Source organism: Sphingomonas paludis, assembly GCF_053502515.1.
The window spans coordinates 1,974,747-1,990,556 of record NZ_CP187558.1; the positions used below are offsets into that span (position 1 = coordinate 1,974,747).

General features: G+C 64.1%; 13 protein-coding genes. 5 read left to right on the plus strand and 8 right to left on the minus strand.

What is annotated here, in order from left to right; genetic code table 11:
* The first annotated feature begins 531 nt into the window (after positions 1–531).
* On the plus strand, positions 532–1,152 hold the full coding sequence (locus ACPVPU_RS09535) for a hypothetical protein (protein ID WP_448657705.1): 621 nt from the start codon (positions 532–534) through the stop codon (positions 1,150–1,152).
* A 91-nt stretch (positions 1,153–1,243) separates the two neighbouring features.
* Here the strand turns inward: ACPVPU_RS09535 and rplL are convergent, their stop codons facing one another.
* Positions 1,244–1,621, minus strand: a complete 378-nt coding sequence (gene rplL, locus ACPVPU_RS09540) for a 50S ribosomal protein L7/L12 (RefSeq protein ID WP_448657706.1) — start codon at positions 1,619–1,621, stop codon at positions 1,244–1,246.
* Positions 1,622–1,679: 58 nt separating this feature from the next.
* The gene (gene rplJ, locus ACPVPU_RS09545) at positions 1,680–2,195 is read right to left on the minus strand and encodes a 50S ribosomal protein L10 (protein ID WP_448657707.1); all 516 of its coding nucleotides are present in this window, start codon (positions 2,193–2,195) and stop codon (positions 1,680–1,682) included.
* A 513-nt stretch (positions 2,196–2,708) separates the two neighbouring features.
* On the opposite strand from rplJ, the gene ACPVPU_RS09550 reads away from it, so the two are divergent.
* Positions 2,709–3,299, plus strand: coding sequence for a L,D-transpeptidase family protein (locus ACPVPU_RS09550; RefSeq protein WP_448657708.1), 591 nt, complete (start codon positions 2,709–2,711; stop codon positions 3,297–3,299).
* A 52-nt stretch (positions 3,300–3,351) separates the two neighbouring features.
* Here ACPVPU_RS09550 and ACPVPU_RS09555 read toward each other — a convergent pair whose 3' ends face one another.
* The 6 genes from ACPVPU_RS09555 to ACPVPU_RS09580 form a co-directional block, all read right to left on the minus strand.
* Positions 3,352–3,756, minus strand: coding sequence for a hypothetical protein (locus ACPVPU_RS09555; protein WP_448657709.1), 405 nt, complete (start codon positions 3,754–3,756; stop codon positions 3,352–3,354).
* An 11-nt stretch (positions 3,757–3,767) separates the two neighbouring features.
* Entirely contained in the window at positions 3,768–5,132 is a 1,365-nt protein-coding gene (locus tag ACPVPU_RS09560) for a L,D-transpeptidase family protein (protein WP_448657710.1), read from the minus strand.
* Positions 5,133–5,409: 277 nt separating this feature from the next.
* The gene (locus ACPVPU_RS09565; protein ID WP_448657711.1) at positions 5,410–7,230 is read right to left on the minus strand and encodes a hypothetical protein; all 1,821 of its coding nucleotides are present in this window, start codon (positions 7,228–7,230) and stop codon (positions 5,410–5,412) included.
* A 164-nt stretch (positions 7,231–7,394) separates the two neighbouring features.
* Positions 7,395–8,087, minus strand: coding sequence for a 50S ribosomal protein L1 (gene rplA / locus ACPVPU_RS09570; RefSeq protein ID WP_448657712.1), 693 nt, complete (start codon positions 8,085–8,087; stop codon positions 7,395–7,397).
* A 4-nt stretch (positions 8,088–8,091) separates the two neighbouring features.
* Positions 8,092–8,523, minus strand: coding sequence for a 50S ribosomal protein L11 (gene rplK / locus ACPVPU_RS09575; protein WP_448657713.1), 432 nt, complete (start codon positions 8,521–8,523; stop codon positions 8,092–8,094).
* 166 nt (positions 8,524–8,689) lie between these two features.
* A complete protein-coding gene (locus ACPVPU_RS09580; protein WP_448657714.1) occupies positions 8,690–10,285 on the minus strand; it encodes an alkaline phosphatase D family protein in 1,596 nt (531 codons plus the stop codon).
* Between the two features lie 302 nt (positions 10,286–10,587).
* On the opposite strand from ACPVPU_RS09580, the gene ACPVPU_RS09585 reads away from it, so the two are divergent.
* The 3 genes from ACPVPU_RS09585 to ACPVPU_RS09595 all read left to right on the plus strand — a co-directional run bounded on the left by ACPVPU_RS09585 (position 10,588) and on the right by ACPVPU_RS09595 (position 15,711).
* On the plus strand, positions 10,588–12,084 hold the full coding sequence (locus ACPVPU_RS09585; protein WP_448657715.1) for a hypothetical protein: 1,497 nt from the start codon (positions 10,588–10,590) through the stop codon (positions 12,082–12,084).
* A 212-nt stretch (positions 12,085–12,296) separates the two neighbouring features.
* Positions 12,297–13,391, plus strand: a complete 1,095-nt coding sequence (locus ACPVPU_RS09590) for a hypothetical protein (protein ID WP_448657716.1) — start codon at positions 12,297–12,299, stop codon at positions 13,389–13,391.
* Positions 13,392–13,473: 82 nt separating this feature from the next.
* Positions 13,474–15,711: a DUF305 domain-containing protein gene (locus ACPVPU_RS09595; protein WP_448657717.1), complete on the plus strand. Its 2,238-nt coding sequence runs from the start codon at positions 13,474–13,476 to the stop codon at positions 15,709–15,711.
* The last annotated feature ends 99 nt before the right edge of the window (positions 15,712–15,810 follow it).

Consider the following 15,810-nt stretch of genomic DNA (forward strand, 5'->3'; position numbering starts at 1 on the left):
CCACAGATAAACCGTTGATGAACAGGTGGTTATCCAGCGCGACTTGTCGCTTGGTCAGGGCAATCCATCGCTGATTCCGCAACCGCAATGAACCCATATTGGGCTTGGCAACGTTGCGTCGCCGCTATGAACAAATATCGGCTCTCCGCTCACACGGCCACCCTGGCGCTGATTGCCACGCTGGCCATCCCTGCAACCGCCCAGCAGCTGACGCCCGTACCGGCGCCAGCCGAACCCGTGGCCGCACCTGTCCCGGCGTCGCCCGCACTACAAGCGCCTATCACCATTCAGCAGGCACCCGCGCCTGTCGAGCGGGCGGGTGCACCGGTTTCCCCTTCCGCCACAGCAAGTGCGAATGATGGCGCATCCCGAAGTGTGATCGCCCCAGAAGCGCTGCGATCGGTGGAGGCGGAGCGTCGTGCCGAGCGCATCCCGCCACGTCCCGCCCGCGTCCCATCGAACCAGGAGCCTACCCTGCGCGAAGTTGCTGCCTCTGAACCGACCGTACCGGCCCCGGAGGCACCTTCGGTCATGGCCGTCGCACCGATCCAGGCGGTGCCGCCAAGCGAGGGCGCTCCATCATTCGATAATGATCCGCTTCCGGCAGAATCTGCGGTTGAAGAGCGCTCCGACATCGCGATGCCTGTGATCGTTGGGGTTGCGGGTATCGGACTTGCCTTTGCCTTGCTGGCATGGCTCGTTGCACGGCGCCGTCGGCCCGCTGCACTGCGTCCAGCCGTGGCGCGGCCCAACGGCCGAGCACGCACTACCCCGAAATCGGCTTCGCCCATGCAACAGGCGGCCGATAACAGTCGGCATGGATCGGCTCCGGTCACCCCTGTGCGTCAGTCGACCGTCGCGGCGAGCATGACCCCGATTTCGGCCGATGCCGGTCGGCATGAGCGTGCTGCGCTGACGGGTCCTTCTCCGGATAATCCTTTCCTGACCCGTCGCGCCCGGCTGAAGCGCGCGAGGTTCCTTGATGCCCGCGAACGCGAAGTCTTGCTCAATCGCCAATCATCGTCCGACGCTTCACCCATCGATCGGGTCGAACCGGCGAGGCCGGCGGCGGGGCAGCAGACCGTTTCCCGGCCCGCAAAGCCAGTCACCTTGCAGTGGCCGGGCGGTTTCAAACCTGGCTTTCAGGGATAGATCGAAGGTATAAAAAGAGGGCGACGTTCCAAATCCGGAACGCCGCCCTTTTTTTGCAAGCAAGTGCCGGGGCCGATGCCCCGGCAGCCGATTACTTGACTTCGACCGTGCCGCCAGCGGCTTCGATCTGAGCCTTGATCTTCTCGGCTTCGTCCTTGTTCACGCCTTCCTTGACGGGCTTCGGCGCGCCTTCGACCAGCGCCTTGGCTTCGGTCAGGCCCAGGCCGGTGATCGCACGGACTTCCTTGATGACGTTGATCTTCTTGCCACCGTCGCCGGTCAGGATCACGTCGAATTCGGTCTTTTCCTCGACCGCTTCGGCAGCAGCGCCACCGCCGGCGGGGCCAGCAACCGCAACCGCAGCAGCGGCGGACACGCCCCACTTTTCTTCCAGCATCTTCGACAGCTCGGCGGCTTCGAGGACGGTCAGTTCGCTCAGCTGGTCAACCAGCGCGTTCAGATCAGCCATTTCAATACTCCAATCAATCGGTTCAATTCAGGGGTAAATCGGTGTCACCGCGCAAAGGTTACGCGGCTTCCTTCTCGCTATAGGCTGCCAGGACCCGCGCGATCTGGGCCGCCGGAGCCTGCGTGACGGTTGCCAGCTTGGTGGCGGGTGCCACCAGCAGACCAACCAGCTTGCCACGCAGTTCATCAAGCGACGGCAGAGACGCGAGCGCCTTTACACCGTTCGCGTCGAGCAGCTGCTTGCCCATTGCTCCGCCGACGATTTCGAGCTTGTCGTTCGTCTTGGCGAAATCAATCACCACCTTGGCGGCGGCCACCGGATCGGTGGACGTGGCAAGCGCCGTCGGCCCGACCAGCAGGTCGGCAAGACCCGCATAATCCGTGCCCTCGAGCGCGATTTTGGCGAGGGTGTTCTTCGAAACCTTGTAGCTCGCGCCGGCGTCGCGCATCTTGTTGCGAAGGGTCGTCGACTGCGCGACGGTCATGCCCAGATTGCGGGTGACCACCACAACGCCGACCTCCGAAAAGGTGCGGTTCAGCTCGGCAACGGCATCGGCTTTCTGCGAACGATCCATGCCATTCTCCTCAAACAAGCGTCATCGCCAAAGCCATGACGCGGGTGAAACCAGGCCTGCGTGAGCAGACCAGGCGGTATTCGTCCAAGGGGGCAGGGTCCGCAGCCGGAGGTTTCCGATGGCTGCTGTCCGCGCCAGCGCCATAGCACCGGTCGCGCATCAATTCTGTCCCCGTCTAGGCGGGGGATTAAGGTGGGCATATTCCCACCACCCGCTGTCTCGGACGGATGCCTGCCGACACTGAGCCGACTGACGGTCGGGCGTCTGCATTTGCAACGACCAAAAGTCAAGCGTTCGCTTCGCGGAACGGCATGGAATGACAGCAGGTCGGCTTCTCGATCCTGCAAATCGTTAACGCCAGCGGGTTTGTCCCAGCGGGGAACATCGAAAAAACGGGGCTTTTCTGCGGATCGCAAAGCGGGGATAAGCATTGGCATGACACAGATGCTGCTCGCCCGGATTAACCATTTGCCGCGGATCACCTTGATTCGGTGGGCATTGTTATTGCTTAGCGTGGCACTGCTTACGGCGCCGGTGCTGGCCAATCCCGCATCGCCGCTGGAACGGCGCGTATCGCTGGTGATGGAACTCGACGCGCCGCTGAACCCGGGGGAGTTCGCATGGGACGAAGAGGGCGCAGATCCCGCCGGCGAACGCTGGATCGTGGTCGATATCGCCAGCCAGATGCTGTATGTTTACCAGGGTGGAGCGGAGATCGGGCGGTCAACCCTGGTTTACGGATCGGACGAAAAGCCGACCCCCTATGGCAGCTTTCCCATTCTGGCGAAGGTGGCCGACAAGCATTCGATGAAATATGACGCGCCGATGCCGTGGTCGCTGCAACTGACGCGCAGCTGGGTCGCGATCCACAGCAGCGATGTCGACCCGCGCTATGCCACGCATGGCTGTATCGGCGTTCCCGACGCCTTTGCACGGACCTTGTTCGCCAAGATGCGGATCGGCGACAAGGTGACCGTTACGAACAACTGGATGCGGCGCCATTATGCGGCCCAGGAACATGGGCCGGCATCCGATGTCGCCCATTCGTCAATGGAGGCAGGGGCCGAAGCTGTTGCGGAGCAGGTGGCCGATCCAGCCTATTGATCTGACCTCAAGGTCCACCGCGCACCATGTCGGCAAGCGATGGGCCTTTGCATCACTCCTGCGGCGCTGGGTCAGTTGAAGGCGGCGTAGGGTCGATCGGGGTCGGGTCCATGGGCTTGGGATCAATCCCTTCCCCCGGTGCCGGAACGGGGGCGGGCGTGACGGCGCTGCGGTCGATCCGGCTGGTCATCCCGGTGGATTCGGCGTCCTCCAGCACCTGCTCCTCATCGGTGAACTCGGCATCGGGCGCACGCGCTGGCGGCGGCGTCGGGGTCGACTCCGGCACCACGGGCATTTCGCCCTCGATCGGGGCCGGGGGTGGTTGATCGATCAGGCCCATATCGGCGCTATTCTCGGTTTCCGACGCCATCGGTTCGTCTCCGCCGCCCGAACACGCAGCAACCAGCAGCAGCGGCGCCGCCATGGCCGGTCGAAGCCCGATCAAACCCTTTGCCATGTTCCATTTCCTCATCGTGCAGCCAGCTGAGCCTTTTCGGCGCGGGATTCGATCTTTTCCGCCAGTTGCCGGTCCCAGCCATAGGGATCGCCCCGGAAGCTGACGGTGCCGTCGCTGGACGCAATCGCTGTCCAGTACAGCAGATAGACGGCGACCGGCTCGGGCAGGGCGGCGCGAACCGTCTTGCCGCCCGCCAGCGTCTCGTCGATCTTTTCCGGCGTCCATTCGGGGCTCATTGCCAGCAATAGTTCAGCCAGTTCGCGTGGCTTGGCCAGCCGGACGCAGCCATGGCTTGCCAGCCGGTCAAATCGGGTGAACCCGGCCTGAGCGGGGGTGTCGTGCAGATAGACGGCATAGCGATTGTCGAAATCGAACTTGAACCGGCCCAGCGCGCTTTGCGGCCCGGCCGCCTGTTGCAACCGCTTTCCGCCGCCTTCTGTTTCGATCACGCGAAAGCCATTGCGACGCAGATAGCCGGGATTGGCCCGTTCCTTCGGCCACAACTCCCCATTGGCGATGCTGCTGGGCACGTTCCAGGGCGGATTGAGCACGATGGAATGGATCGTGGACGACAGCATCGGCGTCGCGGTGCTCGGTGCCCCGGTTACGACCTTCATCGACGCAACCGGCCTGTCGCCGTCGAACACGGTCAGCTTGGCATCGGCAATGTTCACTTGGATCCGCTTTGGCGGCAGTTGCGCCGGCAGCCAGCGCCACCGCTCCATATTGGCCATGATTTGGCGAATCCGGTCGCGCACCGGCACATTCAACGCAGCTAGGGTCTGTGTCGACACGATGCCGCTGGGGTTCAGGCCATAGCGCTTCTGCGCCCGCTTCACTGCCGCATCCAGATCATCGTCGAACGCGCTGCCTTCCAGGCGAACCAGCATGTCCTCGGCCGCCAGTCGCTTGCGCAGAGCAATCACCCGCGCACCGCTGGCACCGACTTTCAGGTCAGGCCCGGCGGGAAGGGCGGCCCAGCCCCCCATGGCTTCGATCTGGCGATATTTCTCCAGTCCCTCACGCAGCGCTTCATAGCCGGTCCAGGGCGGGGGCAGGGATGCGATCCACCGGTCCAGCCGGTTATCGGACAGAGCCTGCTTGAACGCGGGATAGGGATCGAACGACGGCGGGCGCATTCCCCAGTCATCGGCGAAATCTTCCTCAGCCAGGCGTCCGTTATGGACCGAACGCGCATAATCCAATGCAGCGCGGACCAGCCCGTCATTGTCGGTGGGCAATGGCATTTCGCTGTCGATCCGTCGCAATCCTTGAACCTGCGACGCGGTTTTCAGCAGCGCGGTCAGCTGGGCGCGCTGACTGTCGGACAATACTGGCAACGGTTCGGTGATGGTGCCGGGCAGTGGCTGGACCATCGGTGCAGCCTGGGCGGGTCGCGCCTGAGCAGTCGGGCTTATTTGCTGCTGCGCGACGGCAGCACCCGACGCCAGCGCCAATGCCGAAAGTGCAGCGGCACCAGATGGATACGCAACCGAAAGCTTCACGATTCCCCGACCCTCCATGCAGATGACCATAACCGGCCTGATCCGTCGGCTAAAGAGGGACCACGCCTGTATCGCCAATTAACGCCCCGGCAAGAGGCGGGTTCATGCGGAACGGTTGCGGGGCAAAGTTTTCTGGACCGCCTTCGCTCTAGCGCGCGCCGTCGGAACCCCCGATCCGGTTCAGGATCGCTTTCGCCTGTGGCTGCTCGGGCGTTACATAGGCTCCGTTGGCGACCGGTTGGAGCATCAGACGCGCGGCATCGGCCTGACCGCGTTCGGCCAATGCCTCGCCGAGCATCAGCTTGACCTCCGGCGACTGCGGAACACGCGCATTGGCTTTCACGAGACCCAGGACCGCGATTTCGGGAACCGCCTGATCCAGCGCGGCATAGGACCGGTAATAGCCGAGCAGGGGAAGGGTTTCCTCCGTCTCCGCCTTGTTCGCGCGGACGATGGTGCGTCGTGCCTGATCGGCCAGCGCCGCCCGCTGATCGGCCGGAGCGACGGCTGCCTGGCCAGTCAGCGCAACGCCCTTCCATCCGAGCGTCTGCGCATTTCCCGGTGCCAAGGCGAGCGCCCGGTCGGCTGCGGTGGTGCACCCTGCGCCAGAGGGATCGGAGCGGCATTCACCCTCGGCCAGCAGCAACTGTGCTACAAGCTGTTTCGGGTAACGGTCTGCGTTCGATCGGGCATCGCGCAACCACGCATCCCGGCGATCGATGGCCCGTTCGCGTTGCTGGGTCATGTCCTTGGCCGTTTCGGGATCCATGCCCGGTGTCGGGGCGGGCGGCAGCGTGACATGGGCGCCGAGCTTCAGCCGGCCAAGGATCGATGCGGATTCGTCCCGGGTCAGCCGCCACGTCTTTGCCGGTTGGAACTGACCCACCGGAACCGTGACTTTTTCGTACGGCACCTTGGACCCGTTATAGTCGGCCAGTGCCTTGCGCAGGGCAGCCTCGTCGCCAAGCGCCCGCGCAGCTTCCGAATGGCTCTGGCCGCGCTGATAGGCCGCCAGATAGTTCAGGAGCGGCGCCTTCCACTGTTCGTTGAAGAACAGCATGTGCGTCAGCGACCAGGCACGATAGGGCGACCAGCGAGTTTTGCGATCGGTCAGATAGCTGCCGTCCAGCACCTTGGTCAGCGAATACGGCCCAAGTGCTTCCAGCGTTTCCCGGTAATTGGGCGGACGCTGACCATAGACCAGCGCGCCGGTGGCATCGACGTGGAAATCCGCGAAAATCTCCCCAAAGCCGTCCAGATACCAGCGCGGATAGGCGACCGGGAAATAGGTCATCAGGAAATGCCGGGCATAAGCGGCGTAAACCCGCCCCTCGACCGTCATCTGGCTGGAAATCTCGCCTACGCTGGCCTGGGCGACGGCGCCGCCCTGATCGGCAAAGCTGTTCCCCACCTGTGCCTGTTGGCCCGGCGCTGTCGGTTCGGACGCTGTCAGCCCGCCCAGCGATTGCAATTGCACCCCCTGGCGAACCAGCATCACCTGATTGGTCCCGGTCGTCGCCAGCACCGCTCCGTCATCCCTGGGGTCGTAGTAAAGCGACGAGGGCACGGCCCGGGCATAGGGTCCCTGCTGCCAGCGATGGCTGACCAGATCCAGATTGTTGAAATCCGCCTCGTCGCCGAACAGCGTGATTGCCAGGGGGACGGGCTCTTCTTCCGGATCGAAGCGGTTGAAGGTCAGGGACAGGAGGAAATGCAGACGTTCGAGATTTTCCGCCAGGCTGGCCAGCTTGGTCTCCTCGACCCGGGAAAAGATGACGAAATGGCGGGTTCGCGCGACCCGCCAGTCGCTCATTTCCACGTCTGCGCGGCGGACCTGGCGGCCGGTCGTTCCCTCGACCACGATGTCGTCAGGCCGTGGCACCGTATCCGGAATGCCCGATTGGGCATGGACGACGGATGGCAGGGCTAGCGCCGACAAACCGACGAGCATGGCAAGGGTGTGGCGCATCGTCCGGCTCTCCATCGACATTTATGCGGTGGTACTACCACCCGCACGCCGATGGGCAAATAGCGCTGAGCTATATCGCCAATAGTCGACCATCATTGTCGGGAGCCAAGCAAAAGGGGCCGGAACAGCGTTCCGACCCCCTGCTTCATCGTGATGTTCGACGATCAGGCGCTGGCGACTTCCGCCACATCCACCTTCACGCCCGGGCCCATCGAGGACGACAGGGCGATCTTGCGGACATATTTGCCCTTCGCGCCCGAAGGCTTGGCCTTGACCAGCGCATCGACCAATGCGTCAAAATTGGCGCGCAGATCCTCGGCAGGGAAGCTCGCCTTGCCAATGCCGGAATGGATGATCCCGGCCTTTTCGACGCGGTATTCCACTTGGCCCGACTTGGCATCAGTGACAGCCTTGGTCACGTCCATGGTGACCGTGCCCAGCTTGGGGTTCGGCATCAGACCCTTGGGACCCAGCACCTTGCCCAGACGACCAACGATGCCCATCATGTCGGGGGTTGCAATACAGCGATCGAATTCGATCGTGCCGCCCTGGACCAGCTCCATTAAATCTTCCGCGCCGACAACATCAGCGCCAGCAGCCTTGGCTTCCTCTGCTTTGGCACCGCGCGCGAATACACCAACGCGGACAGTTTTGCCTGTGCCTTTGGGGAGGTTTACCACGCCGCGGACCATTTGGTCGGCGTGGCGGGGGTCGACGCCGAGGTTGATGGCGACTTCGATGGTTTCGTCGAACTTCGCGGTCGCGTTGCTCTTTACCAGCGCGATCGCCTCGTCGACGCCGTGCAGCTTTTCCGCGTCCACGGCCAGAGCCTTCTGCTTCTTGCTAAGCTTTGCCATGGGATCAGCCCTCCACCACTTCGACGCCCATTGCGCGGGCACTGCCTTCGATGATGCGGGTCGCCGCGTCGATATCGTTGGCGTTCAGGTCCTTCATCTTGGTCTGCGCGATCTCGCTCAGCTGGCTGCGCTTGATCGTGCCCGCACGCACCTTGCCCGGCTCCTTGGAGCCCGACTTGAGGTTCATCGCCTTCTTGATGAGGAAGGTGGCGGGCGGCGTCTTGGTCTCGAAGCTGAACGAACGGTCGGCATAGACGGTGATGATCGTGGGGATCGGCATGCCCTTTTCCAGGTCGCCGGTCGCCGCGTTGAACGCCTTGCAGAATTCCATGATGTTCACGCCGCGCTGACCCAGCGCAGGGCCGATCGGCGGCGAGGGGTTGGCGGCACCGGCCGCCACCTGCAGCTTGATATAGCCAGTAATCTTCTTGGCCATGGTTTCTCACTCTGTTGCAGGACCACAGCCCCAAAGAGCCGCAATCCGGTTCAAGTTTAGCGGTGGTTGCGGCCCCGGTCGCCCGGAGCCTCCCGCACGGATTTCCGCCACCATCAGTGTTGGAAGCGGGTGCCCTTAGCGGAAAGGGGGGAAAGGTGCAACCGGGTCAGGCGATGTTGAGCTTCGTCTCTCCGCGCGCGACCGTCACCTTGGCGCGGGAGCGGGCGGGGGCGCCGCGTTCGCTGACGCGGTCGAGGACCATGTAATCGCTGGTCCAGCTGTCTCGCGTGACGTCGCACAGCACGAAGCCGCGCTGATCGTTGTGGAATTTGAGCTGCGGGTCGGCGGCCTGGATCGCGCTGGTCTCCGGCCGCTGATCCTGTCCGTCGCCGCCCGAGGTGATCGAGGTGGCGACGAATTCCACCGCCACCGCGTCCCGATCCGGCCGCTTGCCGTCCAACTGCACCTCTCCGGCATAATTCTGATGCTCGTCGCCGGTCAGGATCACGGTATTCTTGCGACCCAGCCCCTTGATCCCCGACAAGAGCCGCTCGCGGGGCACGCGGTATCCGGCCCAGGTGTCGAGATTATAGGTGGTGTCGGCACCCGGATTGCGATCCAGGTCCATCACCATCACCTGCTGCGCCAGCACCTGCCACCGGGCATCCGACCCGCGCATATTGGCCATCAGCCAGTCCTGCTGGCGCCGACCCAGCACCTCCGCATCCCGGCCCGACACTTCAGTGCAGACCTGATTCCAGCGATCGTTGCACGGTTGGTCGGTGCGGAACTGGCGGGTGTCTAGCAGGTTGAAATCGAGCAGGTCGCCATATTGCGCGCGGCGATACAGCTGCATCTGCGCGCCGACGGGCAGGGACGAGGCGCGCAGCGGCATATGTTCGTAATAGGCCTGCATTGCCGCTTGCCTGCGGAGCGCGAAAAGGCGGGGATCGGTGCCGTCCTGATCCAGCATATCGACCCAGTTATTGTCGATTTCGTGATCGTCCCACGTCACGAACCAGGGCGCGGCGGCGTGCGCCGTTTGCAGGTCCGGGTCCATCTTGTACTGGGCGTAGCGGCGGCGATAATCCTCCAGCGTATAGATTTCCTGGCCGAAATGCTGGCGGACGCTTTCATAGACGCCGCCCGGGCCGCTGCGGAGCCGATTGCCGCGTCCTTCATAGATATAGTCGCCATAGCAGAAGACGAAATCGGGATTGGCCTCCGCCATGCGGCGATGCGCGGTGAAATAGCCGGCCTCATAGCTCTGGCACCCGACCACGGCGAAGCGCGCGCGGGCAAGCGGCGCGCCCGCCGCCGGAGTGGTGCGCGCCATGCCGGTGCCGCTGCGTTCGCGCCCGGCCATGAAGCGATACCAGTATGGGCGGTCGGCCTTTAGCCCCGTCAGTTCGACATGGACGGCATGGCCGAGTTCGGGGCGGGCAATTGCCGTGCCCTTTTGCGCGACGGTGGCGAAGCCGCGATCCTCCGCCACCTCCCACGTCACCTCGACCGGCGCACCGGGCATCCCATGGCCGATCTCAAGCGGTTCGGGCGCAAGCCGGGTCCAGATGACGAAGCCGTCCGCCGCCGGATCGCCCGAGGCAATGCCAAGCTGAAACGGATTGGTGGCGAACACCGCCTGCGCCAGGGCAGGGCGGGCGGCGGGCATGAACCCGGCAGCAATCGCCGCCCCGCCGAATCCGCGCAGCAGATGGCGGCGGGACAGATCGAGACGATGGCTGCGGATACGGTCGGACATGGCACAGGCTCCGGGAAGCGGGGGTTAGCTGCGGGGAGCGGTAGCCCGGCTGTGCGACGGATTGAAGACGGTTTGGGGGGTGGTGGTTGAAAGGCACAGATTTGCTGACAAAAGTGTATTCGTTTAGGGAGAACTGCGCGAAGTTTGAATACAACCAACCGATCGCCTTCGTTTTGCAAATGAGCGCAAAAGCATTACGGACCGCAGCTGAATAGCATAGGCTAACCATATATCACATCACATACGGAGGATGTTGCACTAGGCTTAGAGCAGACAAAGCCAGCTCGTGGTGCAGCTTGTCTATGTACGCCCTTTACAAGCCCCTCCGAAATTTTTTACGCGGCTTCAATCTGTGGAGCGGTCTTGGCGCGACCTATTTCTACACACAGCACCTATGTTTCAACCAGCGATTACCCGAGCAGTTGAAGAACAATGCGCTCAAACTAGGGCAATCGAATGTGAAAGCAGGCCTCCACGGCCACCTTGTGGAATTACTCGCGCGCGAAATGATTCTCAATGGGCAACAGCGCGGCGGAAAGCCCCTGAGCAACGCAGATGCGGCGTTCAAGGCAATGGGCATGATCCATCGACTCGATGATAAGTTTTGGGGACTGCACGGCTCCCGATCCGACGATATAATCCTCCATCTATCACGGGTAGCCTTCCAGCAATTTCCTTGGCAGACCCCGCTGACCAACGGCGTGCTCGCACGCTATCACATGCTCTACGATCACCCGTTGGTTGCGCCGCTGGTAGAGGCAGAGTTTGGGATGTCGACTGGTGAACTTTTCCAGCTGATCCTTCTGCTTGCCGATGAGATGCTTTGGCGTCCGACACTCGCTTTCGAGTTCCTCCCCGCTGCCGACAAATCGATACACGCGCCCGTTTGGGCGCTTTTGGACCGCATTTCTCGCTCAGCCAACGATCTACGAACGGCGACAGTTGAACGTCAAAGTTACGACGTGAATTGGGCCTACAGTTTCAATCCCCTTCGGGCATTCCCGTTGGTACATGCCGGCAATCCGGGCGCCCTGATGTGCCCTGTTCCAACGATCCTCCTCCAGCGGTTGACCGATGGACTCTATTTTGACTTTATCAACGCGCACAGCAGTTTTGGTAATGTCATCGGCAAAGCCTTTGAGCATTACGTGGGCAAGGTGGTGGAACGGATCGGAGGTGATGTATTTGACCTGCGCGAAGAGGCGCGGTGGGGGAAGCCGGAACGTCGAAGCATAGACTGGATCGTCAGCGACAACAGCGCCTCGCTGTTCGTCGAGTGCAAGCTGGGTCGTCTCGACAACGCGTCGCAGACCGAAATATCGCCCGAGCCGCCGTTCGTTGCCGCGATCGGCCGCCTCGCTGAAAATGTTGGGCAGCTTTACGCCACGCTTAGCGACGCGCTAGCGGGAGGATATCCTCACTGGAAGCCTGATGGTCGCCCCGTTCATCCGGTCGTCGTCACGTTCCACGAGTGGTTTTGCTTCGGTCCGTTTTTCTACAAGCATCTCGATGAATTGGTGGACACGGAGTTTGAGAAGCGCAGATTGGACAGGGTCTTGCTCAAGCGCCATCCTTACTGTGTTTGTTCGATCTCCGAATTTGAGGGGCTATTGGCAGCCGGATCTGAAGCAACCCTCGACGTCGTGCTTTCGGAAAAATTGTCGGCTGCACATCGGCTATCGTTGACGCAAGGTTTCCTTGCTGATCGCTACCCTGGCAGTCTGAGCCGAGCGAAGCGTGCATTCGAGGACGGCATGGACTCTGTAATCGCAGCACCATCGCGTCTGACACGGCAGTAACTATTTTGGCTTGCTCAGTTGAGCATTGACTAACGCAATTTGATTGTGGCCTCGTTCACGAGGGCTTTGCGTCGAGCGCTGCCTCTCACCACACTCACCCAGCTTCGACTAGGCGGCGTAGCCGCCAAGTCTGCGCAACCCTCTCCCACAAGGGGAGAGGGGAAGGTGGGCTACCCCTTGCAATGTAGGATATGCCGGATCAAACCGGGAACATGGCAAAGCCGCTGACCCGAGAGCAAGTGCATGAGAACCGCGCTTTCCTGAGGCTGCTGGCCGAGGGCGGGAATGCGCGGGCGGCGGCGCGGGGGATCGGGCGGGCTTTTTCCACGATGATGCACCGGCGGGGCGCGCATCCGGACTTTGCGAGGGGCTGGGATGCGGCGGTGGCGGCGGCGGATGCGCGCTTTCACGCACAGGGCGGGCGGCAAAGGCCGGTGGGGCCGGCGGGCAAGGGCGAGGACTGTGCCGCGCGCATGGCCGAACGGCGGACGCGGGGCGGCGAGCCGATCGTGGTGATGAGCCAGAATGGCCGGTTGCAGGTGCGGGGCGCGCATCCGAACAAGCTGACGGCGCAGGCGGAGCAGGCGTTCCTGCTGGCCCTGTCCGCCACGGCCAATGTCACGCTGTCGGCCAAGGCGGCGGGGGCCAGCCCGGCGGCATTCTATCGCAGGCGGCGGCGCGATCCGGCCTTTCAGCGCGAATATGCGCTGGCGCTGGCGCAGGGCTATGAGCGGCTGGAGATGGAGCTGCTCAGCAATTGCGATCCCGCCGCTTATGCCCATGACGGGTGGCGGCACAACGAACCGCCGCCGGTGCCGACGATGACGGTAACCCAGGCCTTGCAGCTGATGTACCTGCACCAGAAGGCGGCGCGGTTCATGGACGCGCGGCCCGACCTGAGCTGGCGGCGGGGGGAGACGGCGGAGCGGAGCCGCGCGCGGATGGCGATGATGCGGGCGATCGAGGCGGCGCGGGCGCGCGAGGCGGCGGCGGATGCGCTGGCGCAGGCGCGGTCGCGCGGGGGACTGGCCCCGCACGAGCCGCCGGTCACGCTGCCCGCGCTGGACCAGGTTACGGGGTGGAGCCGGGCCGCCTCTGGCAAAGGCGGGCCGGAGGGGCGGTGGGGCGAGGCCGCGCTGTTCGGCGGATGGCGGATGGACCATCTGGCCGAGCGGATGGCGGCGGCCGAAGCCGAGGAATGGCGGCAGAGCGACCGGCCCTATCGCACCGTCGGCGGGCGGCGGGTCCATTCCTCTCGCGCACGGTCAGACAATCATGGCGACGGGGGCGGCGGGGGCCGGGGATGACCTGGCTCAAATGCCCCCTTTTCACGGGCGGCATTGCGGTTAGGCTGGGGCGCATCATCCCCATCCCGTGCAGGAGTATTCCATGAAGACCATCGCCATGTTGTTGCGGACCGGCAGCCTGACCCCCCTGGCGCTGGCCGCGATGGGCGGCGCGGCGATGGCGCAGGACGCGCGGATCGTTCAGCCGGGCGCGCCGGGCCAGGCGCCGCGCGCGCTGACCGCCAGCGAGGCGACCCGGATCGCTGCCACTACGGACTCACCGGCCGATATCGCGTTCATGTCCGCGATGATCCCGCACCATGCCCAGGCGGGCGAGATGGCCGCCTTGGTCCAGGGGCGGACCAACAACCCCGATGTGGTGAAGGCGGCGGAGCGCATCCGGGCATCGCAGGCGGACGAGATCGTGTTCATGCGCGACTGGCTGAAGGCGCGGGGCGTGGATGCGGCGGCGGCGGGCGGCATGGATCATGGGGGCCATGCGGGCCATGCGATGGCCGGCCATGCAGGGCATGGCGTCATGAAGGGCATGGCGACGCCGGAGCAGCTGCGCGCGCTGGCCGCGGCAAAGGGGACCGAGTTCGACCGCCAGTTCCTGACGCTGATGATCGCGCATCACGAGGGGGCGACGGCGATGGTCCGCGAGCTGCTGAACCAGCCGGGCACGGCCTATGACCCCGCGCTCTATGAGTTCGTCAACGATGTGCGGGGCGAGCAGCAGAGCGAGATCAACCGGATGGGCGCGATGCTGGCCAAGCTGTCGGACGATCCGCGCGCGACGCTGGCCGCCGGGCTGACCGATGCGGGGGTGGCGGCGAAGAACATGCGGCTGGTGGCGTCGCTGCCCAAGCCGGCGGGGTTCTTCGATCCGGGCAATCCGGGCGCGCTGGCCCCGCCGGTGCCGGCAAAGGATGCCAAGCCGGGCGAGGGCGGCGAGGGGCAGGAGGGGACGCAGTTCGGGTCGCGCTCCTCGCTGCTGAGCTTTTGGAACACCGACATCGCCTTTTCCGGCGACCTGATGGTGACGGGCAATTATCATGGGTTCAACGTCTATCGCCTGGCGGATGGGGGGATGCCGTCGCTGGTCAGTTCGGTGGTGTGCCCGGGCGGGCAGGGGGATATCTCCATCGTCGGCACGCTGCTGGTGATGTCGGTGGAACAGACGCGCGGGCGGGTCGATTGCGGGCTGCAGGGCGTGCAGGGCGAGGTGAGCGCAGAACGGTTCCGGGGGCTGCGCATCTTCGACATCGCCAACCCCGCCCAGCCGGTGCAGGTGGGCCAGGTGCAGACCTGTCGCGGCAGCCACACCCATTCGATCGTGTCGGCGGACGACAAGCGGATCGTGGTCTATAACAGCGGCACGGCATCGGTGCGCGACGAGCGGGAGCTGGCGGGCTGCATCGGCGACGTGCCGGGGGACAGCCGGACGGCGCTGTTCAGCATCGACGTGGTGGAGATCCCGGTCGCCAATCCGGGCGCAGCGCGGATCGTGGACCGGCCGCGCGTCTTTGCCGATGAGGGCACGGGGCAGATCGCCGGCCTGTGGCGCGGCGGCGATCACGGCGACGGGACGCAGGACACCAGCCGGACGGACCAGTGCCACGACATCACCGTGTTTCCGTCGAAGAAGATCGCGGCGGGTGCGTGCTCGGGGAACGGCATCCTGCTCGACATCTCCGATCCCATGAAGCCGAAGCGGATCGACGCGGTGACCGATCCCGGTTTCGCCTACTGGCATTCGGCGACGTTCAACAATGACGGGACCAAGGTGATCTTCACCGACGAATGGGGCGGCGGCGCGCGGCCGCGGTGCCGGACCTATGACCCGGTCAACTACGGCGCGGACGCCATCTACGACATCGTCGACAACAAGCTGGTGCGGCGCGGCACGTTCAAGATCCCGGCCCCGCAGGGCGAGAAGGAGAATTGCGTCGCGCACAACGGGTCGATCGTGCCGGTGCCGGGCCGCGATCTCTTTGTCCAAGCATGGTATCAGGGCGGCATTTCGGTGATCGATTTCACCGACAGCAGCGCGCCCAGAGAAATCGCCTATTTCGACCGGGGCGCGATCGACAAGCAGCAGCTGGTGCTGGGCGGATTCTGGTCGGCATATTGGTATAACGGTCATGTGTACGGGACGGAGATCACGCGCGGGCTGGACGTGCTGGCGCTGGAGCCCAGCGAAGCGCTGACCGCGCAGGAGATTGCCGCGGCCAAGGCGGCGCAATATCCGGGCGGCGTGTTCAACCCGCAGACGCAGCAGCCGGTCACCTGGCCGAGCGCGGCGGTGAAGGCGGCGACCAGTTCCCGTGGGGCGCGCTAGTCCGAGTGATTGAGCGCCAGACCGTTTGTGCTGAGCTTGCCGCAGGGGTGCCTTAAGAAAGGCAGTGCTTCGACAGGCTCAGCACGAGCGGTTGTTTTT

Bases quoted from the DNA above. Each gene is read 5' to 3' on its own strand.
- ACPVPU_RS09535 (WP_448657705.1), top strand. From the start codon at position 532: ATGGCCGTCGCACCGATCCAGGCGGTGCCGCCAAGCGAGGGCGCTCCA.
- rplL (WP_448657706.1), bottom strand. From the start codon at position 1,621: ATGGCTGATCTGAACGCGCTGGTTGACCAGCTGAGCGAACTGACCGTC.
- rplJ (WP_448657707.1), bottom strand. From the start codon at position 2,195: ATGGATCGTTCGCAGAAAGCCGATGCCGTTGCCGAGCTGAACCGCACC.
- ACPVPU_RS09555 (WP_448657709.1), bottom strand. From the start codon at position 3,756: ATGGCAAAGGGTTTGATCGGGCTTCGACCGGCCATGGCGGCGCCGCTG.
- ACPVPU_RS09560 (WP_448657710.1), bottom strand. From the start codon at position 5,132: ATGGTCCAGCCACTGCCCGGCACCATCACCGAACCGTTGCCAGTATTG.
- ACPVPU_RS09565 (WP_448657711.1), bottom strand. From the start codon at position 7,230: ATGCGCCACACCCTTGCCATGCTCGTCGGTTTGTCGGCGCTAGCCCTG.
- rplA (WP_448657712.1), bottom strand. From the start codon at position 8,087: ATGGCAAAGCTTAGCAAGAAGCAGAAGGCTCTGGCCGTGGACGCGGAA.
- rplK (WP_448657713.1), bottom strand. From the start codon at position 8,523: ATGGCCAAGAAGATTACTGGCTATATCAAGCTGCAGGTGGCGGCCGGT.
- ACPVPU_RS09580 (WP_448657714.1), bottom strand. From the start codon at position 10,285: ATGTCCGACCGTATCCGCAGCCATCGTCTCGATCTGTCCCGCCGCCAT.
- ACPVPU_RS09585 (WP_448657715.1), top strand. From the start codon at position 10,588: ATGTACGCCCTTTACAAGCCCCTCCGAAATTTTTTACGCGGCTTCAAT.
- ACPVPU_RS09590 (WP_448657716.1), top strand. From the start codon at position 12,297: ATGGCAAAGCCGCTGACCCGAGAGCAAGTGCATGAGAACCGCGCTTTC.
- ACPVPU_RS09595 (WP_448657717.1), top strand. From the start codon at position 13,474: ATGAAGACCATCGCCATGTTGTTGCGGACCGGCAGCCTGACCCCCCTG.